Origin of the sequence: Sphingobium chungbukense (assembly GCF_001005725.1) — a bacterium.
GTDB lineage: Bacteria > Pseudomonadota > Alphaproteobacteria > Sphingomonadales > Sphingomonadaceae > Sphingobium > Sphingobium chungbukense.
Genome location: NZ_LBIC01000012.1, coordinates 207,438 through 228,655, shown reverse-complemented (window position 1 = coordinate 228,655; position 21,218 = coordinate 207,438). Strand labels below are relative to the sequence as shown.

23 protein-coding genes are annotated in these 21,218 nt (G+C 60.8%); 17 read left to right on the top strand and 6 right to left on the bottom strand.

What is annotated here, in order from left to right; genetic code table 11:
* Window positions 1–44: 44 nt before the first annotated feature.
* Together YP76_RS22390 and YP76_RS22385 are read right to left on the bottom strand one after the other, a co-directional pair.
* Window positions 45–851 (bottom strand): ArdC family protein, encoded by an 807-nt coding sequence (locus YP76_RS22390; protein WP_046765800.1) that lies wholly within the window; start codon window positions 849–851, stop codon window positions 45–47.
* Window positions 852–1,229: 378 nt separating this feature from the next.
* Window positions 1,230–1,439, bottom strand: a complete 210-nt coding sequence (locus YP76_RS22385) for a hypothetical protein (RefSeq protein WP_046765799.1) — start codon at window positions 1,437–1,439, stop codon at window positions 1,230–1,232.
* Window positions 1,440–1,833: 394 nt separating this feature from the next.
* On the opposite strand from YP76_RS22385, the gene YP76_RS22380 reads away from it, so the two are divergent.
* The 3 genes from YP76_RS22380 (at window position 1,834) to YP76_RS22370 (ending at window position 5,604) form a co-directional block, all read left to right on the top strand.
* On the top strand, window positions 1,834–2,910 hold the full coding sequence (locus tag YP76_RS22380; RefSeq protein WP_157035863.1) for a hypothetical protein: 1,077 nt from the start codon (window positions 1,834–1,836) through the stop codon (window positions 2,908–2,910).
* Between the two features lie 472 nt (window positions 2,911–3,382).
* Entirely contained in the window at window positions 3,383–4,726 is a 1,344-nt protein-coding gene (locus tag YP76_RS22375) for a hypothetical protein (RefSeq protein WP_046765797.1), read from the top strand.
* The gene (locus YP76_RS22370; protein ID WP_046765796.1) at window positions 4,723–5,604 is read left to right on the top strand and encodes a hypothetical protein; all 882 of its coding nucleotides are present in this window, start codon (window positions 4,723–4,725) and stop codon (window positions 5,602–5,604) included. Before YP76_RS22375 ends, YP76_RS22370 begins: the two co-directional genes overlap by 4 nt.
* 95 nt (window positions 5,605–5,699) lie before the next feature.
* Here YP76_RS22370 and YP76_RS22365 read toward each other — a convergent pair whose 3' ends face one another.
* Complete coding sequence (locus tag YP76_RS22365) at window positions 5,700–6,311, bottom strand: hypothetical protein (protein ID WP_157035862.1); 612 nt, start codon at window positions 6,309–6,311, stop codon at window positions 5,700–5,702.
* 490 nt (window positions 6,312–6,801) lie between these two features.
* On the opposite strand from YP76_RS22365, the gene YP76_RS22360 reads away from it, so the two are divergent.
* On the top strand, window positions 6,802–6,987 hold the full coding sequence (locus YP76_RS22360; RefSeq protein ID WP_046765794.1) for a hypothetical protein: 186 nt from the start codon (window positions 6,802–6,804) through the stop codon (window positions 6,985–6,987).
* A gap of 313 nt (window positions 6,988–7,300) precedes the next feature.
* Here YP76_RS22360 and YP76_RS27975 read toward each other — a convergent pair whose 3' ends face one another.
* On the bottom strand, window positions 7,301–7,618 hold the full coding sequence (locus YP76_RS27975; RefSeq protein ID WP_157035861.1) for a helix-turn-helix domain-containing protein: 318 nt from the start codon (window positions 7,616–7,618) through the stop codon (window positions 7,301–7,303).
* A gap of 79 nt (window positions 7,619–7,697) precedes the next feature.
* Entirely contained in the window at window positions 7,698–8,888 is a 1,191-nt protein-coding gene (locus YP76_RS28400) for a GNAT family N-acetyltransferase (protein WP_084733321.1), read from the bottom strand.
* A gap of 279 nt (window positions 8,889–9,167) precedes the next feature.
* Between YP76_RS28400 and YP76_RS22345 the strand changes: the two genes are divergently transcribed.
* Window positions 9,168–10,232 carry a LysR family transcriptional regulator gene (locus tag YP76_RS22345; protein ID WP_052757558.1) on the top strand — a complete coding sequence of 355 codons (1,065 nt, stop codon included), beginning with the start codon at window positions 9,168–9,170 and terminating at the stop codon, window positions 10,230–10,232.
* Between the two features lie 27 nt (window positions 10,233–10,259).
* Here the strand turns inward: YP76_RS22345 and YP76_RS22340 are convergent, their stop codons facing one another.
* Window positions 10,260–10,595 (bottom strand): helix-turn-helix domain-containing protein, encoded by a 336-nt coding sequence (locus tag YP76_RS22340; protein WP_046765792.1) that lies wholly within the window; start codon window positions 10,593–10,595, stop codon window positions 10,260–10,262.
* A gap of 674 nt (window positions 10,596–11,269) precedes the next feature.
* Between YP76_RS22340 and YP76_RS22330 the strand changes: the two genes are divergently transcribed.
* The 12 genes from YP76_RS22330 (at window position 11,270) to YP76_RS22275 (ending at window position 21,103) form a co-directional block, all read left to right on the top strand.
* A complete protein-coding gene (locus YP76_RS22330) occupies window positions 11,270–12,040 on the top strand; it encodes a DsbC family protein (protein WP_046765790.1) in 771 nt (256 codons plus the stop codon).
* Window positions 12,041–12,222: 182 nt separating this feature from the next.
* Complete coding sequence (locus YP76_RS22325) at window positions 12,223–12,540, top strand: hypothetical protein (RefSeq protein ID WP_046765789.1); 318 nt, start codon at window positions 12,223–12,225, stop codon at window positions 12,538–12,540.
* A gap of 134 nt (window positions 12,541–12,674) precedes the next feature.
* Window positions 12,675–12,941: a type IV conjugative transfer system protein TraL gene (locus YP76_RS22320; RefSeq protein ID WP_046765788.1), complete on the top strand. Its 267-nt coding sequence runs from the start codon at window positions 12,675–12,677 to the stop codon at window positions 12,939–12,941.
* Between the two features lie 14 nt (window positions 12,942–12,955).
* A complete protein-coding gene (locus YP76_RS22315; protein WP_046765787.1) occupies window positions 12,956–13,594 on the top strand; it encodes a TraE/TraK family type IV conjugative transfer system protein in 639 nt (212 codons plus the stop codon).
* Window positions 13,578–14,345 carry a type-F conjugative transfer system secretin TraK gene (locus tag YP76_RS22310; RefSeq protein ID WP_046765786.1) on the top strand — a complete coding sequence of 256 codons (768 nt, stop codon included), beginning with the start codon at window positions 13,578–13,580 and terminating at the stop codon, window positions 14,343–14,345. The genes YP76_RS22315 and YP76_RS22310 overlap by 17 nt, the downstream gene beginning before the upstream one ends.
* Window positions 14,342–15,682: a TraB/VirB10 family protein gene (locus tag YP76_RS22305; RefSeq protein WP_046765785.1), complete on the top strand. Its 1,341-nt coding sequence runs from the start codon at window positions 14,342–14,344 to the stop codon at window positions 15,680–15,682. The genes YP76_RS22310 and YP76_RS22305 overlap by 4 nt, the downstream gene beginning before the upstream one ends.
* Before the next feature lie 29 nt (window positions 15,683–15,711).
* The gene (locus tag YP76_RS22300; protein ID WP_046765784.1) at window positions 15,712–16,329 is read left to right on the top strand and encodes a TraV family lipoprotein; all 618 of its coding nucleotides are present in this window, start codon (window positions 15,712–15,714) and stop codon (window positions 16,327–16,329) included.
* A complete protein-coding gene (locus YP76_RS22295) occupies window positions 16,326–18,842 on the top strand; it encodes a TraC family protein (protein WP_046765783.1) in 2,517 nt (838 codons plus the stop codon). Before YP76_RS22300 ends, YP76_RS22295 begins: the two co-directional genes overlap by 4 nt.
* Window positions 18,842–19,201, top strand: a complete 360-nt coding sequence (locus YP76_RS22290) for a hypothetical protein (RefSeq protein ID WP_046765782.1) — start codon at window positions 18,842–18,844, stop codon at window positions 19,199–19,201. Before YP76_RS22295 ends, YP76_RS22290 begins: the two co-directional genes overlap by 1 nt.
* Window positions 19,198–19,455, top strand: coding sequence for a hypothetical protein (locus tag YP76_RS22285; protein ID WP_046765781.1), 258 nt, complete (start codon window positions 19,198–19,200; stop codon window positions 19,453–19,455). The genes YP76_RS22290 and YP76_RS22285 overlap by 4 nt, the downstream gene beginning before the upstream one ends.
* On the top strand, window positions 19,455–20,090 hold the full coding sequence (locus YP76_RS22280; protein WP_046765780.1) for a conjugal transfer protein TraW: 636 nt from the start codon (window positions 19,455–19,457) through the stop codon (window positions 20,088–20,090). Before YP76_RS22285 ends, YP76_RS22280 begins: the two co-directional genes overlap by 1 nt.
* Window positions 20,087–21,103, top strand: coding sequence for a TraU family protein (locus tag YP76_RS22275; protein WP_046765779.1), 1,017 nt, complete (start codon window positions 20,087–20,089; stop codon window positions 21,101–21,103). The genes YP76_RS22280 and YP76_RS22275 overlap by 4 nt, the downstream gene beginning before the upstream one ends.
* Window positions 21,104–21,218 lie beyond the last annotated feature (115 nt).

Sequence of the window (21,218 nt, the reverse complement as noted above, 5' to 3'; positions counted from 1 at the left end):
CGGCCAGCCTGATTACTGCCTACCGTGGGCGTCCATCGCCGACCTTACTGCAATGTTGCGGGCGGCGCAGACTGTCCAGATAACGCGACCAGTTCCTCGCGGGCATAATCCTTGCTGCCGAACGGGTTCAGGATTTTGCGATCCAGCCGCTTGGCGTGGCCGGTCGCGTGGGTCAGTTCGTGCAGGCAGGTGCGATAATAGTTGATCTGCTCGAAAAAGGCGGGCTGTGGCGGCACCTGAACGAAATCGGGACCGGGCGCATAATAGGCTCTGGCCCCTCCTACGCGAAACTCGACCCCGCTGGCGGCGATGACCGCTTCGGCTACGGGCACGATCTCACGTTCGGGCAGCGGCACGGGGTCGCCTGAAAGGTCAGGGCGCAGCCCTTCGCATTGCGCGACATTGAAGACGGTAAAGCGCTTGAGGAAGGGAATTGTCTTTGCGTCGCCGCCCTCGGCCTCGGCGCGTGTCTTTTCGGCTTCGGGGGTGAAGCGGTCGGCATAGACCACGGTCGTTCCCTGCTCACCCTTCCTCACATTGCCGCCCGCCTCCAGCGCCTGCCGGAAGGTAAGCCAGCCCTGCGAAGGATAGGCATTTTCGATGACCGCGCCCCACAGGATCAGGACATTGATGCCGGAATAGCAGCGGCTGGTAAGGGCATTGCGCGGAAGGCCGGGCGCGACCCCTCCCCCAACGCTGCCCCATGGCTGCACCCAAGGGAGACGCCCCCCTTCCAGTTCCAAGATGATACGGGCCGTCACCTCATCATAGAGATTAGCGCGCGGCGCGCCTGTTTCGGCTGGCTTCCTGCCCCCCTTTCGGCGGGCGCTACGGGTCGGTTCTTGTCCCATCATATCCTCCTCGAACCTACCCCCGGCACCAGGCCCCCCGGAAAGCGGGGTGGGGCGGCGAAGGCGACCAGAGGGCCCCGGCACAGCGGGCGGCGGCACCGGTACGGGCGGAACGAAGTGGAGCACCCCCTGGAGCGTCAGCGACGGGGGTTGCCGCCGACCGCGACGGGGTCAGAGGGGAGCGCCGGCCCATCCCGCTTCCTCGGGAGGCCCACCAGAAGACGCCGCCGCGCCAGCGGCGTCCATAGCTGCGCCATGGGATCGAAACCCGGAGGGCCAAGACCCACAAGGGGCTTGGCGCGCAGCGTAAGAGCCCGTCCGCCGACGGCGGGGCGCTCAGCAGCTAGTGTCGGTCAGTCGAGAGCAACAGCCAGAGGGTCAGGGCTTCCCGGTCAGGATTCTCTGTGCCGCAGACAGATAATGCTCCAGTTCGGTGTCATCTGCCATCAACTGCTCAGCGAGATCCTTCATATCGACGAGATCAGATTCAGGCTTGAAGGGACCGTCGGGCTGCCGCTCGATCACAAGAATGGCGAGGCTCAGGGCCTTCTTCATCAGGAGAAGCTCGCGCCCTTCGAATTTCGCCATTATGTCCTCCACTTCAAATACGGCTCGCGCCCGGACGCCAGCATCTCGTCCGATACGGATATAGCACCAACATGACCATGCTACGGCACTTGTTCGTACCAGCAACATTTCTGATCAGACATATTAATTTCAACGGAATCATTTGCCGCCACCAGAACTTCGTGCCAGATCTCAAATAATAAGGGTCGCATGTTTCTAATGGGGGAAGAACATGAGCCGATTTCGCAATATGATGACTTGTACCGCAATGACCTGCCTTGTCGCTGCGAACCCTGCCCTTGCAGCCGATGACAGCGATGATGTCGAGAAAATCGGTATCGCGGCGGCGCTGGGCATAACAGCGGCAGATGGAAAGACGACGCTGGGCACCGGTGCAGGAGCAATTGAGGCGGCGTTGCTGGAAAGCGACGCGATCAACCGGGCAGGTGCGACCATCGTGGCCCTAACGCGCTCGCGCATAGGCACGAACGGGGTTCTTCTTCTGACCCGTAGCGAGACGATCAATTCTGCGGCCTACTATGCCACGAAGACGCGACTTGAAGCCGTCCACGCCTATGTGACGGGTATCAAAGAAACGCACATGTGCAAGGACCCAAAAAAGGCAGACGGCGCGAAGAAAGATGACGGCGACCAGGAAAAAAAGGATAAGATAAAAGGCCTTTACGTCGGGACTCTCGACAACAAGGTCGTCAATCTGTCCGTCGGAGATATCATCCCGGCAGTTGCGACATCGACCAGCTTTGCTTCTATACCGCTGGTGGTCGAAGATCGCGCATTGCTGGCTGCAATTCTGCTCAATCAGCGCGCCACATTGGACGGTGTTCCCACCAAAAAGGATGGCGCCGCTGAAACAAGGGCGGTCGAAAATTCTGCTGGCCTCGCCAAGTGGAAAGCTGCGGATATATTCGGCAACGCTTCAACCGGCTTGGCTCTTCAGATTCCGTCGGAAGCGCAGGGCGATCCTGCCAACAGTGGGATACTGAAAAGCTATAATGGGATGCTCAGCGATGCAGACGCCCTGCGCCATTGCGCAGAAGACACCAAGGTCAAGGCGGCCGTAGCTGCGGTCGATGCCTATGCGCTCGCGCTCAATGCAGTGACGGACAAGGCGCCGGTCGCGCCTCTTGCTCTCGCCGTCCAACAGGAAAAGCTTTACGACCCGGACAAGGACGCGACCCTGAAAGCGCCAATGACATTGCGCATCTCGGTCGAGCAATCCGGCGGTACAAGCCGAACCCGATCGGGCCTGCTCTACACTCTTGGCGTTCCCGGAGCGGCCCTTGTCAGCGCGGGGCTACTTGTCAGCTTCCGTCTGATCGACACGGCGAAGGGATCAACTGAAATAGCCGGAATCGTGCGGTGCGCCATTCCCCCGGCGAAAATGGGATCAATCAAGCGCTTCGCACGGGCGAACGATCCCACCTCCGGACGAACGCCGCCAACCGCGACCTGCTCCTACATTGCAGGCTAGACATTAGTTTGGAAGCCGAACGCAGCGACGGTCATGGCCATGCTCAGCGGCACTGACCTTCTCATAATAGATTGTGAAGGCTTCCGAATTCACCCTCGACTCCCCGCTTGTGCTTTGGCGGTTGGTCGAACCGTCCAGCGGCACAAGGCGCAGCCGTTGCGGCCTTCTGCACACCTTTGGCCTCCCCGGCGCGGCGATTGCGAGTGCGGGACTGCTGGTCAGTTTTCGCCTTGTCGACACAGCGGATGGAACGACAAAGACCGCCGGAATCGCTCGCTACACTGTGGCTCCCGGAAAAATGGGCTCCATGTGCCGGTTCGCAGAGGCTGAACCTGCGGACGGCGCGAGGTCGACCAAAGTCGCCTGCTCCTATCTTGTTGGATCATGAACCGCCGAATAGATATTCCCCGGGCCATCTGTCACTGAAGCGGTCCATTTCAGCGCTGCTCTGTCGGGACAAGAATCGGAAATGATGTTCGAAGAGACGATTGCTTTGTTCCGCCAGGGCGGATTCACCCTCGACGTGCCCAAACTTGAGTTTCACCGGTGCGGCACGGACAGCAACGATGACCTGACGGGCCCGGGCACTATCCGGCAGGATGCTGACGGCCAGATCGAGATCAAATGCCATGTCACCTTCGCCAACGGACAGGATATGATCGATCTCCTGAACCGCAAGATGGCGTCGGCATCCGGATCGCTTTATGCTGATGACGAATATTTCGACATTCAGGCGATGGATCCCAATGCCGATGTCTGGGACGCAGGAAAATCGCTGATCCATGAGTCCCTGTCGTTCCCGATGCAGGCCGGGACGATAATTGCGAAGCCCCAGATGCTTCGGCGAACTCAGGAACGAAAAAACGGGACGCCGGCACTCCAGCTCTATTTCTTCTACCAGTCTCACAGAGACTGGGAAGCGCTGATCGGTGGCCCCTACAATATCATGATGGGCGCCCTTTCGTTCAGCCTGACGGTCGAAGCCGATCAGGATCAGCAGGTAAAAATCACCGCGGCCGCTGAAAACCCGTTCCCTGATGCCTTCGAACGCCGTCTGGTGGAGGGGTTACAGTTTGTCGTCGGGCAATCGCTGACCTGCTCGATCGTGGATGAGACGAGCGCCACATCACGGACCGTGAGCCTTTGCGCCGCAGCCTCGCACCTCAGGCGCGTCCATTCCTATCCTCCGCTAGAAATCCACACAACGCATTCCGCCCGCGACGTGATCAGACTCCTCGGCGTCTATATGACCTATCTGGATTCGCTGCCCGATGATGGACTGTGGAGCCCGCCGACCAGCTTCCTGTCGCTCCTGAGGGGAGCCAGTGAAAGTTCGCTGGACGGGTGGCTTATAGGACTTTGCGTCGCCGTCGAAGGCCTTGCCGGTCTCATCGACTATGAGCCCGCTGGCCTGTCGGAGGAACTTATAAGGGTCCAGAACGGCATATCGGACTGGCTCGAGGCTGAGCGGGTTTCGGACACCAGTCGGAAGCGGATCGAGGGCCTGTTGGGACAACTTGGCAACGTCCGACCCCGCGACAGGATGATGAGCCTGGTGCCGGGCGGCGCGCTGTTAGAGGATGACATCTCCGCCTGGACGAAGGCCAGAAACCGCGCTGTCCATACCCGTAAGGTCAAGAAGGGCGATCTGGAGAAGGACAAGCTTCAGACCAGCCTTGACGGGCTTCACCGCATCTATCGCCTGCTCTACTGGATCATCTTTCACGTAATTGGGTACAGCGGCAAATACACCGATTATGCGGAACCGGGCTTTCCGGTTAAATCCTATCCCTCAGTGACCGCGGCGGCAGAATGATCGAACTTCATGAGCGGCTGTCTGAATTTTCCTACGGCTATGGCGTAACGAGAGAGGTCGAGCGGTTCCTCGAGGCAGCCGGACTGGCGGCCGTTCCGTTCATGCCGAGCCTGATCCACGAGAAGGAGATCGGCTTCGACGTGGGCTTCAACAGGAGGGGCGCGCCGCTCCTGCTCCAGTTCAAGCTGGGACAATCTTTGACGCGATTTCGGCGAAGCAATCCCGGCGACACGATACCGTATCTGGACCGTCCCTTCTGGCGCTTCAACGTCGATACAGCAGAGCCTGAGGGGCAGTTTGAGACCCTGCTGAAGGCGGAGCAGGATGGCGCCGAAGTCTATTATGTCGCGCCGAAATTCTCGGACTGGCCGGATTATTCGGAGGCATTTGAAGACGGCGAGGTGTTGAACCGTTCGGCCCTGATGCGTCCGTCCGAAATTCGCGAGGCGCTCATCGCAGAGGGTGAGCCTGATGGCCCGCACCGTATCGTTTACGATAAAGCACGAGTCTATGTCTGCTCACGGCCTTCGCGGATATTCGGCGTCGGACTCGATGAAGCGATCGAGCAGTTCGCCGAGAAGATAAGGTCGAGTGACCGGACGCTCGAGGATGTGCTGGACGACGTGCTCGAGGGCTTTGAGTACAGGGACGAGGTTCGGCGTTTCGACCATCAGGTCGAGGTCAAAAAGGATCTGCGCGACCATCGCGTGCCGGGCCGGGCGTCGCCGGAAACCATCCGGACGGACCGCAAGCGGCGGTTGGAGAAATTCATGGCGCGGTCGAAGACTGAAGAGGACGCGATCGCAGCGGCCGTCGGCACTGAATTCTGGATGCTTGGGATCCAGATGATCATGGCAGTGGAAGACGAAACATGGTGATGTCATCCGCCAGGTCAATTCCAATCAGGGATGCGCTCGCCCAGGCAAGAGCGCGAAGGCGTCATCAGGTTGCGCGGCAATAGGTCGCAAGGTGATCAGTTAGCGTCCCGATCGCCATGACCGCCCTCCCCTTTCAATATCGACAGGTCATGGCGGAACAGGTCAGCCAACCCATCTGCAGTCTCGAACGACCATGAAGGATAGTCCATGATCCGTCGCGTGCGTTCCGGGTCGTGTCTGATGCCCTCTTCATGCTCGGCGAAAGAAATAGCCCGGTCGGTCCGAGCCTGATTGCCCTTTTCCCAATAGCCCATAAGCGTGCGGTACACGTTGGGATCGCTGAAGAGGAACTGGCTTTCGCGCATTTTTACATTGAAGCGCCTGATCCGTTCCTCAGCCTCCGGATCAGTGTCCGGCAATGCGCTGATGTGCAGGACGAAATTGGCGGTGGCCTCATAGGTTTCGAGACGCCGCGCGAACAGATCTGCCCGCAGTTTCGCGGTTTCGAGTTCGACCTGCTGACCCAGTATAGCGGTCTGCCTGTCCGAGATATCCGCTTGCCGCGCGGCGATGCCCGCCTGTTTTCTTCCAACAATCACTGCTCCGGCCACGGCGGCGAACCCCGTCGCCAATGTGGCAAATGAGGGCCAGTCAAAATTGCACCAGTGAATAATTCCCAGCCCACAATCCGCCACGCTGCCCTCCATGCGCTCTCGATCTGCCTTCGATGTCTTGTCCGGTAGAACTGAGGCGGTCCAGATGATTTGTCGTCCCAGAGTGAATGCCCGAACGGGATGACCGACGGCTGGGAATTTCTTCACCCTTCCCCGTTTTTCTGGATATGGCGGGCATTCAACCTGCTTCGTTGCCAGAGGTGTACCGGGACATAGCTCAGCCATTGGCTTGATATCCCGGCCTGTGCTAGCAGGATCCCGCGCTGCAGAGGTGCGGCGCCGGGACTGGTAATCCCGCAAACAGCGACGACCCCGCGAACTTCGTGTTCGACCGGGGCGCCTGCGCGTATGTCCAGGCCCTCGGGCTAAAGGCGTAGGCGCATGTCTGTTTGCATGTTACCAGCCCCGGCTCCCGCGCGATGCGCGGGGGCCCGTCGGCATCAGACAAGCTCTCTGCATAGCGCCTCATAGTTCCGATCGTGATATCGGTCAGATCAAATGTAAGAAGCGGAGGAGAATCGAAATGGCAGCGGCAATGTCGGACAGTGACCAGCTCGCAGGTTGGCACAGTATCGTTCATCGACTTGAACAGATTTTGGCTTTGCTCGACCAGATGGACGAAGGCGATGGACCTTGTGCGGCAGATCTCCAGTCTGGCCTGCACGCAGCGCAGAAGCGTATCCGGATCGGAGCCAACAAACACGCCTGACGAGCCGGGCGCGGGCTGCAACACCATATCGGTTCAGGACCGGTGCCAGTTCCAAAATTAGGCGCCAGACTGGCCATGATGATCTCGCTGCCATCGACGCCTGCTGTATGCTGGCGCTCCAGTTCCTGAAGCAGGCGGCGCAAGTCGGTGATGCAGCCCTAGGGATGCCTTGCGCGCCACCGAGGCCAGAATGTTTTCTCGCGGCGTCGCCAGCTGACTGAGGGACATGACTGCCCCTCAGCCACCAGCACATACCGGCCGTCTCCAGCCTAAACCGGCGTTCTTTCCGCTTTTGCTTCGGTGGAGACAATATTCAGGAAGGTGGCCATTTCGCCTGCGCCCTCAGTTCCCTGAAATATTCCTCGAGAAGGATGAAGCCCTTGGGCGTCAATCCGACATAGGATCGGCGACGGTCGCCTGGGTCGTCCGAGCGGATGATAAGTCCTTCGCCGATGAGCAGGCTGAGCCACCTTCGCACCGTACTATGAGGTGCTCCTATCGCAGGCGAGAGACTGGTAATCTGCACCCGCCATCCAAGAGCGGCCGACCTGTAAAGGTCGAGCAATATATACCAGCATGGTTCCGACGACAGTTCGTCGCCCAGCATGTCTCTTCTGACTTTGTGCGCCATGAGGCACCACGTCGATAGCCTGACCGAGACCAGGTCCCGGGACGGATGAGGGTTTTCCATCGAACCTTCCTGCGACCGCTCATGATCGTTCCCGGGCAAGGCGGGCGACAGACTTGTCCAGTGGCCCCGGCTGGTCCCAGTCGCCTTCGGGTCGGATCAGCACATAGGGATCGGACCCGATTTCGACGACATCGGCAGCCTGAGACAGTTCTGCATGCAGTTCGACATACTCCACATCGGAAAAGACGAAGGCAGGGCGTCCGGCGATGGCACGAAAGCCGAAGAGTCCCCAGAACCTCGTCAGGTCGGTGCGGGAATGACCATAAGCGCGCCGGTAGCCCTTCCGCCTGGAATAGTTCAGAGCTGCCCGCACAAGAGCGAAGGCCAGCTTGGATGTTCGAAACTCCTGCCGCACAGCCAGCCGTTCGATCTTCACAAAGTCGGCAAAGAACCGCACGCGTATGCAGCCTGCCGGTTCGCCATTTATCTCTCCCAGAAAATGGGCGGCGCAGAAGTCATTCCCGTCAAACTCTTCGTCGAAGGGACATAGCTGCTCGGACATATAGGTGGCCGCACGAACCGAGAAGCCTTTGAGGACATCATCGAACGTCCGTGCCACCCTCACATTTATCACGTCGCGGTCACTGGCTGGTGTATCACCCCGGCCCTTCTCTTCAGTCGTTCCAAGCATCCAGAGATCAGCCGGCGCGGCGGCATGGAGCTGGACCGCTGGATTGAAACCAAGCTTTTCGAATAACAGGGCGGCTGGGCCGGAAGCAGGTCGGAAGAATAAGGGACAGCCATCTGGTGACAGGGTAGCGAAGGGCCTGTCCAGCGCCAGAAATACCGGCACGAACTGGCCAGGAGCAAAGATCAGCCAGATATAGACCGCTTTCGGCCTCTCTCTCGGCCGACAAATTAGCGAGAGGTCGGGAGCAGATGGGTTCAGGCTTCCGCTCAGCAGAGCATCCATGCCTTGATCGTTTAGCGGGAGAAAAGCCAGAAAGCCAAGTCTGCTACCATCTTCACTGGAAACGACCATTTGGAAGATGTCTGGATTATGTCTGAAGACGCCAGAGACAATGATGTCATCGGCAATGTTTGGCAACAACTTGCGAACTTCGGCCAGCTCAGCCAAAGCCTGTTTCAAGCAAGCGGGCTGAATGAGCACAGACTGTTCGGTCCGACCTCTTCGAATTCTATCCACAATGGATGAAAAGGCCATGTTCGGATAAGCAGTGTACGCGGTGAAATCAGCTGTGTGGCGCATCTAACCCTCGATTTTTGCGATAAGGGCTTTTCAACTAGACTCCATACGGCTAGGTACGGTGTCACTAAGGCGAGCACGCCAGTATCAAAAAGGGTCACACCCAAATCAGCCTGCGGTCCCGCAGGCGAAGTTTCACTAGACTTGCCGAAGTTTGCATCCCAGATGTAAGCCAGATATCATTGTTTCAGCTTGAGGGGATCTGCGGAGATTGAGCCTCTTGATTGGAAATTACCTTTTTGATCGAATGTTTTATGTCATACCGCATGGAACAACTGTAACATGAGCTTTCATAGCGGCGGTGACAATCGCGACGATTCCCTGATTTCGACCACGGAAAGCTTCATATCCCGGCGACCTCCTCAATCTGGGACGGCCGACTTCGGAAAGCTGGAATGGCGGGAGCTTGAGTTGCTGCTGGCGCTCTCCGAGGCCGGAAGTCTTCGACAGGGCGCCGCCAAGCTCAGATGCACCGTTGCGACGATTAGGCGACGCCTTTCGCGTCTTGAGGACAAGATGGGTGAGAGGCTGGCCATTCGGGGCACCGATGGGATCAGGCTGACGGCGCGTGGCCAGGCCCTCCTGACAGTTGCATTGCAGGTCCGGAACACAATCGACGGCAGATCGCCCGACGGCATTTCCACTCGCCCGAACTTACGGATCGCTGTGACGGAGGGACTTGGCAGCTTTTGGCTCATGCCGCGCACTCTGGACTTCCGTGAAGCACATCCTGGCATTCAGGTTCAGCTCGACTGCGATATGCGAAAGGTGGATCTGACAGGCGATGATTTCGACATTGCGGTGCAGTTGGAGCCGGTTCATGCGCCTGGCTGGCAATGCATTCGCCTCGGGACGATGCACCTCATGCCCTTTGCCACCGAAAGCTATCTCGAAAAGGCAGGCTATCCGACGTCCGTCGACGACTGGCGTGACCATCAGATTATCTGGCAACAGGCCGATCAGGTTGCCGCACATTTGCTGCCGTTTCTCATCGGCGAGCGGGATCCTGCTCAATATATCGGTATCATGACGAACAGCAGTGTCGCCCACTTCCGTGCTATTGCCGCGGGTGGTGGGATAGGGATGCTGCCTACTTATGCTTACGCAATCACCCGAGCCATTCGACCCATCGACATCAACCTGTGCGTGAAGCGAGAAATTGTCGGCATATTCCGGTCGAGAGACGAGGATAGTTCGCCCGTGAGCAACGGCATTGCCTGGCTTCGGGATGCATTCTCAGGCTCGAAATATCCTTGGTTTGCCGATGCCTTTGTGCATCCCACTCACTTTGAGCAGCATATCTCTCCAGAGGCCAATGCCGCCCTTTTTCAGGGTTTCCGCGAGTAATCACACCCTGGTTCCCCCCCGCCTCGATCAAGAAAGGTCGTCCCTCGTAAGAAATTTTCGAAGCTCGCCGACATGCCAGCTTATGACCGTTTCAACCAGGATCGGACCGAGTGCCGTGAGGTTGGATTGCAGAAGTTGGGGCGGCAGCGGAACCCGCTGAGCGGCGAACAGCGTGGGAAGCAACACCGCCATCGGAGTAAGGCCGAGGGCTTCCACGCACGAAAAATGTGCCTCCAGCTTCACATTCGGATGACCACATTCAAGCTGGCGCAACCATGCGGTACTGATGCCGGCCTTGCTGCTCAGAACGGTCTGGCTCATTCCGCGGCGGCGCCGTTCAGCTTCGACAGAGATGCCCACCATTTGCTTTGCAGCATCGAGGAATGGCGACTGATATCCGTCATTCCCATAGTTTGGCGCGGAGTCCCTTCCCATGAAAGTGCGGCCTTCTGCTACGTTCCGGTGATCGACCCGGATGTAATCGCCACAATCTGATTTCAAAATGAAAATAGGGCCATTTCCGCCTATTTAATATTCGCGCATAATTTAACTGCAATCACTACTACAATGATATTTTCGCTATTTGAATTGCGTTTCCGCTACATCAGTTATCAATTCGCTTCTCCTGTATCTAGTTCGCTACTTGAGTAGCTACCCCGTTGTCGAATCCTGAGCACTTGGGTCATCTCGCACTGCAACGAGCTGACGGCACACGCCGCAAGAGCGCGATTTCAACGGGACACTGCCATCATGCAAATCCTGGAATGTTCAATGGGCCTCGCTTTGGCCCTTATGGCCGCTACGGGGTGCGCGCCAGGCGCCGCGCCATCCGCATCATGGCAGTTCGCCACTGCCGAGATACACGCAACGGCTGATGGTGCCTTCGTCATCCGGACCTTCGACGACCCTGCTCCTAACCTCGTCGAAGGCCCGGATCGCATCGACCGCGAGGCTGGCGCTGTTCGCCACAGCCGGATCGGGTCGCATATCTGGATCGATGCCGCTCTCCAGGACAAAATCTCAACGGAGACCATGAAATGAAAAGGCTGCTCATTCTCATGGCGGCTTTCGCCGCGGCACACCCGCTACCCTCGATTGCCGAACCGTCGCTGTCGGACGGTGATCATCTCGAGCGAGCGAGAGAGGCGGCCGAGAAGCAATTGCATCAGAGCTTTACCAACCTCAGCTTCGAGGATTTCGCTCTCTCGCCCGTCAGGGGGCCGATCTATCAGGCCAGCGCTGGAGGCCGCATTCTCTATTACGCGCCCGACAGCGATCATGTGCTCTTCGCAACGGTCTATGATCGCAATGGCGTCAACATCACGGCGCTCTCCCAGAATGACCGGGTGCGACGGCAGCTAAGTGCCATCGATCAGACGCAGGCACTCACGCTTGGGCCGCAGGATGCGCCGACGGTGATTGAGTTCACTGATCCGGACTGTCCCTATTGCCGCGCCCTCGACCAATATTGGAAGGCAAAGGCGGCAGAAGGCAGGCCGGTCCGCCGATTGATCTTCTTCGTTTCCGGCATCCACCCCCAGGCGGCGGCAAAGGCCGAGCATATCCTGTGTTCCGCCGATCAGGCCGCAGCATTCCGTGCGACCTATGAAGGTGCGCCAACCACCGCCCTCAAGAGCTGTGCGAAGGGCAAGGCGAAGGTCGAGGCAGACGCCGCCCTTGTTCGCAAGCTCGGCGTTGGCGGGACGCCCTCCCTGATCTTCGATGGTCAGCTGATCTCCGGCTTTCAGCAGGCTGAACTTGACGCGTTCCTGGCCAGGACATCGAAGGCAAAGCCGCCCGGCTCCTGAACTTTCTCATTCATGGCGGTCGTCGGGAACTGGCTCCCCAACCGGGTAGCAGCCTCCCCGTCGGCACGGAAAGCCGGTGGTCGCGGGCCTAGTAGAGCCGTCCGACACGATCCCTGGCGGCCTACGAGCCCTCTCGCCGGCAAACCCCATTCGGACGGCTCTGTTCAGTGGAGTGAAGACATATGATCAAGGCCCTCACCAATCGTGCGCTCCGCGTTTCCGACTATGGCATACTGGGGATTGCGACCCTCATTGCCATGGCGGGCGCGGCCCACGCCTTCTCGGCGCCTGCCGCCGGCGACCTCGGCTACGACATTTACGACATTGTCGTGAACCAGGGTGTGAAGGGACCGTTGGGCTTTGTGGGCGGCGTCGCCGCCTTCCTGTTCGGCGTCTCGCGCCTCTTCTCCAACATCATGATCGGCATCCCGACGATCGTCGCGGCCGTCTGCCTCATCAAGGCGGATTCGATCCTCCAGACCTTCGGCATGACCATCTGATCACGCGGGTGCGGGCCCGCCGCAAGGTGCGTCCGTGCCTCCCAGACCCGGCGGCCGATGGTCGGCCACCGGTACGATCACCGCCTTTAGGCACAGCCCCTCGGGCAAGGTGATGAAGCAGGAGGAGAAGAGCAATGGATGAACGCCTCCCCCAATATCTGCACAGGCCGGTCCAGATCCTGTGGTTCGGTGCTGACGAGTTCCTGCTGGTGGTGTCGACGATCTTCGTTGCCGTCATTGTTGGCGGGATGATCGGGTGGCTCCTAATCGGTGCTCTTCTCCTTTTCATTCCGTGGCTGAGGTCCAAGCCGCGCGGCTATCTGCCGCATCTGGCCTGGCGCTGGGGCCTTCTCTCCTTCCGCCATTATCCGGGTCCGACCCAGACCCGCTTCTTCGAGTGAAGGGGCAGATTTCCATGTCGATCTTCAAGCGCCGCACGGGCCCCGCAGCCGATCCGCTGCTCGGCAAGCCTGCCAGCTTCGGCATCCATCGTTACATGCAGGGATCCTCCAATCTCTTTGAGGAAAACCGCCTCCTAAAGTTCGCTATCGCAGGGCTCTTCGGCATCACCGCCGTTCTTGGCGCAGTGGTCTACAGCTCGGACCAGAACAGGCGCACCGTCGTCGTGCCCTTTGGCGCCAGCGGCGATCTCTATGTGACGGGGTCCAAACCCTCGACGGCCTATCTGAGCGCCATCACCCGCAACATCGTGTCCCTGTCGGGCACCTATAGCGCCTACTCCGCCGATCGGCAGTTTCAGGAGTTGCTCTCCATCGCCCACCCGTCCGCGTACAACAGCATGCGCGACAATCTGAACGGCGTGCTGGACGAGCTGTCGAACAATCCGACCCTGTCGATCGCCACCTATATCCGACCCGATCAGCCCGTGACCTGGACCGAGACGCAGATCTCCGTGCCCGTCGAGAAAGTGCGCGTGATCGGCGGCGTCATCCGCAAATTCCGGGGCACGCTGAAGATCGGTTTCGTGGTCGAAAATGGCCGCTTCTGGCTCACCCGCCTCTCCGAGGAGAATTTCAATGCCGAGATCCGGTAAAGCCTTCCTCGCGCCCACGATCATCGCCATTTCGCTGACGACTTCGCCTGCCCAGGCCACGCCGATCACGGCTCTGCCTGACCAGACCAGCACCCTGCGGCTCTCAAACCGCGACGTGAACCACATCATCTGCGTTGGCGGCGAGATCGACGACGTCAAATTCTCGGCAGAAAAAGCAATCGCCGTCGAGAAGGCCGGCTCGGACGCCTGGATCAAGTTTCTCGTCAAGGAGGTGGACGACGCCGGGGCAGTGACGCGCAGCTATGTGACCCAGCCCTCCGAATTCTTCGTCTCCTGCAATGGTGCCATCTATCCGCTCTATGCCGAGCCTGCGGACATTCCAGCCCAGACCGTCACGCTTACCCCCGGCGCGGCGCAGCGGGCCAAGGCCAATGAGGATCTGCTGGGACCGCTCGTCGAAGAGGAGCGTGCGGTGTCGATCACCCTTTCCCTGCTTCAGGACCGTGTGCCCGCCAGCTTCTCGTCTGTGGCGACGCGATCCGGCCCCATCGCCCTGCCCGCACTCCCCGTGATCCGCATCACGGAGCGACGGCGCGTGGCGATCGAAGGGGCCGGACTCTCCGCCTCTGAATATCTGGTGGAAACCGGCTCGAATCTCATGCTCGACGAACGCGCCTTTCTTGACCGGGCGGTCGGCGACCGCGTCTTCTCCGTCACCGCTGACCGGCTCGATCTTCATGCTGGTGATGTCGCCCGCGTCATCGTCGTCCGCCGCGGAGAAACCCAATGAGCGATGATCGCAAGCGCAGCGCCGATGGGCATGATGCTGAGGGGCGCAGCCGGCCCGAACCCAGCCCTTATCAGACCCATATGGCCGAGCGCGCAGCGGCCGACGCGCACGGCGCCAGCGAGCGCGGCCCTGCGCTCCTCGATCTGAAGGCGCGCTGGGCTGGCTTCAGCGCGAAGCAGAAGCTCCGGGCGAAGCAGGTCGGCGTCGGCGCCATCGTCGCGGTGCTGGGCTATGGCCTCTACACGGCGTCCAGCGCGCCGGACGACACCAAGCAGGCGACCCCGGCAGCGTCCAATCTGGGCATGGGGGCTGGCCTGCGCGGCGACAGCCTCGAAACCAAATTGCGGGGCGATCTGCAGAAGGTTCTGGACGGCCAGTCACTCCTTGGCGATCGCATCAGCGCGATCGAAGAGGGCAAGGTCGTTCCCGGCAGCAAGCCCGGTCATGTCTCGGCCGATAGCAGCGATCTGCCTTCAGCCATGCCGGGATCGGCGCCCAGTTTCCCTGAACCGCCTGCCGATGCGCGTGCGGGTGACGAAGATGCCGGCCTGCCAACGCCGCCCTCGTCGGCACCGCCCGCCCCGCCACCTCCGCCCGTGGAGAAGACGGTCGGCTCTATCGGAGCCGCCACTTCGCCCATCGCCGCCGCAGCAGGAAAGGACGGCGCCGCGACCGGCACCCGAAAAAAGAACCGGACCATCTATTTGCCGCCTGGTTTTATGAAAGCGAGACTGCTGACCGGGATCGACGCACTGGCGAGCCGGGACGCGACCTCCAATCCCGAGCCGCTGATCGCGCGGGTCCAGGCGCCCGCCGTCCTGCCCAATGATGTGAAGGCCAATCTCGCCGGATGCTTCGTGATCGGCAATGCGACGGGCAGTCTGGCCAAGGAGCGGGTCGAGATCCAGCTGGTGTCGCTCTCCTGCGTAGATTTCGATGAACGCTCGGTCGTGGATCAGCCCATTAAAGGCTTCTTCGTCGACACGGACGGTAAAAAGGGTCTCTCCGGCAAGGTCGTGACACGCGCCGGAGCGGCGCTCGCCCGCTCCTTCATCGCGGGAACGGTCAGCGGCTTTGCCAGCTCCGTGGAAAACAGCTTCGGCAACATGTCGACCTCCGCGCTCGGCTCCGTCCGTACGCTTGATGCAGGCGAGGCCACCAAGAGCGGCATCGCCGGCGGCCTGTCCAAATCCTCGGACAAGCTGACAGACTTCTATCTCGATCTCGCACGCCAGGCCGGACCCATCGTCGAGGTCGGCGCGGCCAAGGATGTCGTCGTCGTCATCCAGGAGGGCATCACCCTCGAAATCAAACCGACTGCGGGAGCCAAATTCTGATGCGCCCGCCCCTCCATCGGAGAAAGCCCATGTCGAACATTCTGCCCGGCGGCAGCGCCACACGCGCGCCCATCGCCCTGATGATCAGCGCCCTTTCGCTCAGCGGCTGCACCACCATCGGCTCGATGATGTCACCTTACAGCGAGAAGTTCAGCTGCAAGAATAGCGACCATGGGCAGTGCATCCACCCGGACAAGGCCTATGCCGATGCCGTCGCCGGCGTCCCTTCGAAATCCGACCCGTCCGTCACGAAGGACAAGACCATGCTCCGCGATGCCGGCAGGCTGCCACGTCCGCCAAAGACCGGGGCCAGCGCCTATGCCGGCTATCGCGAAAGCGTCTATCGCGAGCTTCAGGGACTGGTGGATGCGCCCGTCACGCCCATGCTGCGTCAGGGCCGGACGGTCCGTACGCTCATCATGCCCTATGCCGACCGTGAGCGCCCCGACCGGCTTTACATGCCGCGCTATGTCTACTCGATCATGGAGCGCCCGCAATGGGTGGTGGGGGACTATCTGGTCAATCCTGTCCAGCCCGCCGCCCGCGCGCCGGTGCTCGATCAGGTCAGGGAAAAGACGCCGGTCGATGCCGCGGCCGACGGCAATGCCGCTGCCGTGCCCGCGCTGCCTGAGGAGGCACGCCCATGAAGGCGCTCGGCACCCATCATGGCGGCGGCATGACCTTCGCCGCGCTTCAGCGTAGCGTCGCGCGAGACGCTTATTCCGACTTCCTGCCCATGGTGGCCTGGGACGGGCAGGAAGAAGCCTTTCTCTGCATCGATGACGGCTGGGGATATGCCTGGGAGCTGGTTCCTTCCGCTTATATGTTCTCCCATGTCCATCAGGCGCTGCAGGGCCTGCTCAATATCCACTTTCCCGAAGGCACGGTCCTCCAGATTCACGGCTTTGCCGATCCGCTGATCGACCATGCGCTTGACGCCTTCCTTGATCTCAAGACCCGGCCTGATCCACTGATCCAGGCTTCGGCCCGCCGGACCACCGACTATCTGCGCGCAGGCACTGAGGGCCTCGATGCGCTGCACGGCATCCCGATCCGCGACTTCCGCCTCTTCCTCTCCATCAAGACCCGCCTCCAGCTGGGCACGGACCTCAAACGTCAGGTGGAGGAGCAGCTGTCCAAGCTGGCCATTCGCCGCATGGCGCCGGAAGAGCTGGTCAGCCTCTATCGGCGCATCTTCAACGGCGTATTCGCTTCGGCGCCCGGTGTTTTCGCCGATGGAAGTGATGGACAGCCAGCCCCGCCTATCCGCAAGCAAATCATCGACGCGGGGCCGGACCTCCTCTTCGACGGACCGGAAGTATTCCTCGGCAATCAGGTCGCCCGCTGCCTGACGCCCCGCGCGCCTGCACGTCGGATCACCGCCGAGCGCGCCAACCGTCTGCTGGGCGGCATGCGCGGAGCGGCCGAGGATAGCGACCAGATAGGCGGGCCGTTCCTCTTCACGCTCAATATCCTGTTCGATCACAGCCAGTTCGAGATCCACAAGCGCGCCCAAATTCTCTCTGCGCAGAAGGCGGCAGGCAGTTTTGCAGTCGAGGTTGGCAAGCAGATCGAGGAAATCGGCTGGGTGCTGGACGAGGCCGGCAGCAGCCGGTTCGTCTCGATCATTCCCATGGTCTGGGTCTTTGGGCGCACCCGCGCACAGGCGCGCGAAATGGCCGCTCGTGCCAAGCGGCTGTGGGAAAGCGAGCCGCTGCCGTGGATGATGCAGGAGGAAAGCTATCTCAACCCCGTCCTGCTCCCGATGGCTCTGCCCTTCGGCCTCTACCCGGAAAAGCGCACGATCCGGATGCTCGAGCGGGATTTCCGCCTGCCGGTGAAGGCCGCCGTGTTGCTCGCTCCTGCCCAGACGGACTTTCGCGGCGGCGGGCGCCCCGCTCTTCTCTATACAGGCCGGAAGGGTCAGCTGGTGACGCTCGACCTCTTCGACCCACGTATCAACAATTACAATTTCATCGTCTCGGCAGAGAGCGGTGCGGGCAAGAGCTTCCTCCTCAACAATCTCTGCCAGCAATATTATGCGCAAGGCGCGCTGATCCGCATCATCGATATCGGCGGCAGCTACAGGAAACTCTGCACGCTTTGTTCAGGCCGATACATCGACATCGGCGAGGAGCAACTCGTCCTCAACCCCTTTGACATGGGGTTCGCATTGGACGGCGACGATCGCCAGTCCGCCATTTCCATGGCCGTCGCCATCGTCGCGGAGATGGCCAATGCCGCGACCCGCAAAGGGGTCTCCACCTCCGAATGGAATCTCCTCAAATCCGCCGTGCAATGGACCATCGATGAGGGCCATGCCGAAGACGGGATCGACAGCGTGCGGGCCTGGCTTGGCGCCTATCCGGAATTTGCAGCCACCGAACTCGACCGGGTCGACCATCTGGTGCCGGTGGCGCGCGAACTGGCCTTCAACTTGCGGGATTTCGGCTCGGACGGCGCCTATGGACATTATTTCAACGGCCCCTCCACGTTCGACATCTCCTCCGACGAATTCGTCGTGCTAGAGCTGGAGCGGCTGAAGGCCATGCCCGATCTCTTCAATGTGATCGTCATGGTGGTGGTGAATGCGGTCACGCAGGAACTCTACCTCTCCGCCCGCGACAAGCCCCGTTTCGTGCTGTGCGACGAGGCAGCCCAGTTCATGACCCGCACCGAGGGGCAGGATCTATCCAGGCTCGCCGAGGCGTTCGGTCAGGGCTATCGACGTGCCCGCAAATATCAGGGCAGCTTCGGCGTCGTGCTTCAGAGCATGAACGACCTGCTGCTCTTCGGCGGCACCGGCCAGGTCATCCTCGAAAATGCCGCGACCCGCTTTCTGCTTCAGGGATCGACATATCAGCAGGCCGTTGAAAACAAGATTCTCGACTATTCGGGCTTTGTCCTCGATCTCCTGAAATCGGTCCGCAACGCCAAGCCGCATTATAGCGAGGTGTTCATCGACTCTCCGCTAGGGCTCGGCATCGCCCGGCTGGTCGTCGATCCTTTCTCCTACTGGATCAACACGAGCGCGCCCAATGAGGTTGCCGCATTCGATGCGCTGATCCGTGCAGGCCGCAGCCCGTTGCAGGCTGTGTGCGAACTGGCGGGCGTCGATCCAGCCAGCATCCTTCCCCCCACCGACGAGGAGCGCGGCTGATGCGCAAGGCTCCCTCTCACCCGATCCATCTTTGCCGTGATTTTGGACGCGATGCCGAGATGGAGCGGATCATTGAAGCACGGGTGGCGATCCGTGCCGAGGCCGAAGCCATACGCTGGCGGCTGCGCCTGATTGTCATCGAGACGGCGATCCTCACCATCATGGTGCTGCTGGCAGGCTGGCTGCTCGATCAACCTCTCGCTTCGGTTCTCCGGAGCGGGCTGCTTGTCTGCGCTGGCGCCTCTACGTCCGGTATTCTGCTCGTCGGCCTCTCAGGTGGCGTCTCCATGGGCCTGTCTCGTCTGGCACACTGGAAGGCGGCCCGCGAGGCGATCGATCACTGGACGAAGCGGAAATGAGAGGCATCCTCTCTTCATCCCCGAGCCAGATGGCGATCCGGGTGCTGGTCGGCACGCATCTGCTCCTGCTGGTGCAGGCGGTGGTGGTCCTGGCATCCGAGCCGAAGCTCGACTGGCAGCTCACTCTCATCATCGCCGGAGCGGCACTCATGGGCGTCAGCGGTCTCATCACAGCTATCCACGGCGGGAACGCGGCCGATCAAGCCATCTGGCGGCCGCGCAGCCGCGCGCGAAATATCAAGGGACATCGCTGATGGGCGTACGCCTCCATCCCCTCATTCTGGCCTGCCCCACCCTCTCCTGGAGCCTGATGGCGACGCTGGCGCATGCAGGCACGGCGACTATTGGCCGCGTCTGGCCGATTGCCGAGCCGGACGCGCTGACGGAGATTGAAGGCCGCACTGCCCGGCAGCCTGCCGATCTGTCCGCGGCATTCGGGCCGCGTTCGAGCTGGAGCGCCATGCGAGCTGCCTCGCTGGGCGTGACACGGGAAGATCGGACGCGCTCGGTCGTCCCCTTCTACACGCTGCCAGAGGAAGTGCGCCTTCCAGACGGCAAGCTGCTCTATCCGAAGGGCTTCACCTTCAATCCATTGAGCTATGTCTCGCTGCCGCAACGGCTGGTGGTAGTGACCCCGCGCGATCTCGACTGGGCGCTCGCACGGGCCTCAGACACGGACTTCATCCTGATCGCTGCGGGCTCATCGAAGGACGCTGACGTGCTGACGCTGAGCGACCGTCACAGCCGGGCACTCTTCATCCTGGAGGAGCGGGTCAAGGAGCGCCTCGGTCTCACCGTCGCGCCCGTCATCGTGCGGCAGCTTGGGCAGAAGCTGGAACTGACCGAAATCGTGGTCGATCCGAAGCGGCCGGGGAGACCGCTCCCATGAGCCGGCTGCGCACCAAAATACTGGCTGGCGTCGGGGCCGCTGCACTTTCGCTGCTGACCCCGATCACGCCGGCCCGTGCCTCCAGTTGCCCGACCGGGACCATCTTCAATCCGATCACCAAGGTCCGCTGGAACTGTATCTTCCCCATCACCATCGGCGGTGTCCGCATCGGCTCCTACGACAAGCTCGACAAGGCACTCGATGCCCAGTCTACCTCCAAGCCGCTCTGCGCCTGCCGCAAGGGCGTGACCTTCTGGTTCGGGCTGAAGGTCAGCTTCTGGTCGCCCAACCGCATGGTCGATGTGGTGACAGAGCCTGGCTGCATGATGGCGCTCGGCGCGGACCTCATGAAGACGGGCGGACGGCTTCAGGGCAGCCAGTCCTCTATTTCGGACGGCACCAACACCCGCAAGATGTTCGCGCAGATGCACTATTACATCTCGCCGGTCTGGAAGATGCTCGACATGTTCACGGACCTGCCCTGTTTCGAGGACGATGGGTTCGACGTTGCCCTGATGACCGAGGTCATGCCGACCTGGCAGTCGGGCGCGCTGGGCGCGATCATCCAGCCCGAAGGCATATTGTTCGGCAATCCGGCTGCGGGCCTCGCCTGCATGGCCGACAGTGCGGCATCGGCGGCGGGCAAGGTCATTGATCCGCTTTACTGGTGCATGGGTAGCTGGGGGGCGACCTATCCCATCGCCGGCGACATCCATTTCGATGATAGTGTCGAGGCCTGGGCAGGTCTCGCCGCGCGCGGCACTTTCATGATGGGACGCCTCGGCGCGCTCACCATCAGCTCGGCCGATGGCTGCTCCTTCACGCCGCAGCCGATCTGGACCAAGAGCCGCTACAAGCTCCAGCTGATGGAGCCCGTCAAGGGTGGCAAATGCGTGAACATCGGTCGACCGGGCTCGCTCTGGTCGTCTGCCAAACATGCGCCGGGCAAAGACAATGCCCAATTCATGCTCTTTGAAAAGGTGATCTGCTGCGCGGGGATTTCGACCCCATGAGCAAGGCACCTCCCCCAAACCTCGCAAGCGGACCGAGTGTAGCCCGGTCTGTCCGTCACAGTCATGGCAGCTTGCCGGCTGATTGCGAGGTCGGAGCCGCATCGCACGCCCCCTG

Coding starts and splice junctions, on each gene's coding strand:
- YP76_RS22390 (WP_046765800.1), bottom strand. CDS start 851: ATGGGACAAGAACCGACCCGTAGCGCCCGCCGAAAGGGGGGCAGGAAG.
- YP76_RS22385 (WP_046765799.1), bottom strand. CDS start 1,439: ATGGCGAAATTCGAAGGGCGCGAGCTTCTCCTGATGAAGAAGGCCCTG.
- YP76_RS22375 (WP_046765797.1), top strand. CDS start 3,383: ATGTTCGAAGAGACGATTGCTTTGTTCCGCCAGGGCGGATTCACCCTC.
- YP76_RS22370 (WP_046765796.1), top strand. CDS start 4,723: ATGATCGAACTTCATGAGCGGCTGTCTGAATTTTCCTACGGCTATGGC.
- YP76_RS22365 (WP_157035862.1), bottom strand. CDS start 6,311: ATGGAGGGCAGCGTGGCGGATTGTGGGCTGGGAATTATTCACTGGTGC.
- YP76_RS22360 (WP_046765794.1), top strand. CDS start 6,802: ATGGCAGCGGCAATGTCGGACAGTGACCAGCTCGCAGGTTGGCACAGT.
- YP76_RS27975 (WP_157035861.1), bottom strand. CDS start 7,618: ATGGCGCACAAAGTCAGAAGAGACATGCTGGGCGACGAACTGTCGTCG.
- YP76_RS28400 (WP_084733321.1), bottom strand. CDS start 8,888: ATGCGCCACACAGCTGATTTCACCGCGTACACTGCTTATCCGAACATG.
- YP76_RS22345 (WP_052757558.1), top strand. CDS start 9,168: ATGAGCTTTCATAGCGGCGGTGACAATCGCGACGATTCCCTGATTTCG.
- YP76_RS22340 (WP_046765792.1), bottom strand. CDS start 10,595: ATGGTGGGCATCTCTGTCGAAGCTGAACGGCGCCGCCGCGGAATGAGC.
- YP76_RS22330 (WP_046765790.1), top strand. CDS start 11,270: ATGAAAAGGCTGCTCATTCTCATGGCGGCTTTCGCCGCGGCACACCCG.
- YP76_RS22325 (WP_046765789.1), top strand. CDS start 12,223: ATGATCAAGGCCCTCACCAATCGTGCGCTCCGCGTTTCCGACTATGGC.
- YP76_RS22320 (WP_046765788.1), top strand. CDS start 12,675: ATGGATGAACGCCTCCCCCAATATCTGCACAGGCCGGTCCAGATCCTG.
- YP76_RS22315 (WP_046765787.1), top strand. CDS start 12,956: ATGTCGATCTTCAAGCGCCGCACGGGCCCCGCAGCCGATCCGCTGCTC.
- YP76_RS22310 (WP_046765786.1), top strand. CDS start 13,578: ATGCCGAGATCCGGTAAAGCCTTCCTCGCGCCCACGATCATCGCCATT.
- YP76_RS22305 (WP_046765785.1), top strand. CDS start 14,342: ATGAGCGATGATCGCAAGCGCAGCGCCGATGGGCATGATGCTGAGGGG.
- YP76_RS22300 (WP_046765784.1), top strand. CDS start 15,712: ATGTCGAACATTCTGCCCGGCGGCAGCGCCACACGCGCGCCCATCGCC.
- YP76_RS22295 (WP_046765783.1), top strand. CDS start 16,326: ATGAAGGCGCTCGGCACCCATCATGGCGGCGGCATGACCTTCGCCGCG.
- YP76_RS22290 (WP_046765782.1), top strand. CDS start 18,842: ATGCGCAAGGCTCCCTCTCACCCGATCCATCTTTGCCGTGATTTTGGA.
- YP76_RS22285 (WP_046765781.1), top strand. CDS start 19,198: ATGAGAGGCATCCTCTCTTCATCCCCGAGCCAGATGGCGATCCGGGTG.
- YP76_RS22280 (WP_046765780.1), top strand. CDS start 19,455: ATGGGCGTACGCCTCCATCCCCTCATTCTGGCCTGCCCCACCCTCTCC.
- YP76_RS22275 (WP_046765779.1), top strand. CDS start 20,087: ATGAGCCGGCTGCGCACCAAAATACTGGCTGGCGTCGGGGCCGCTGCA.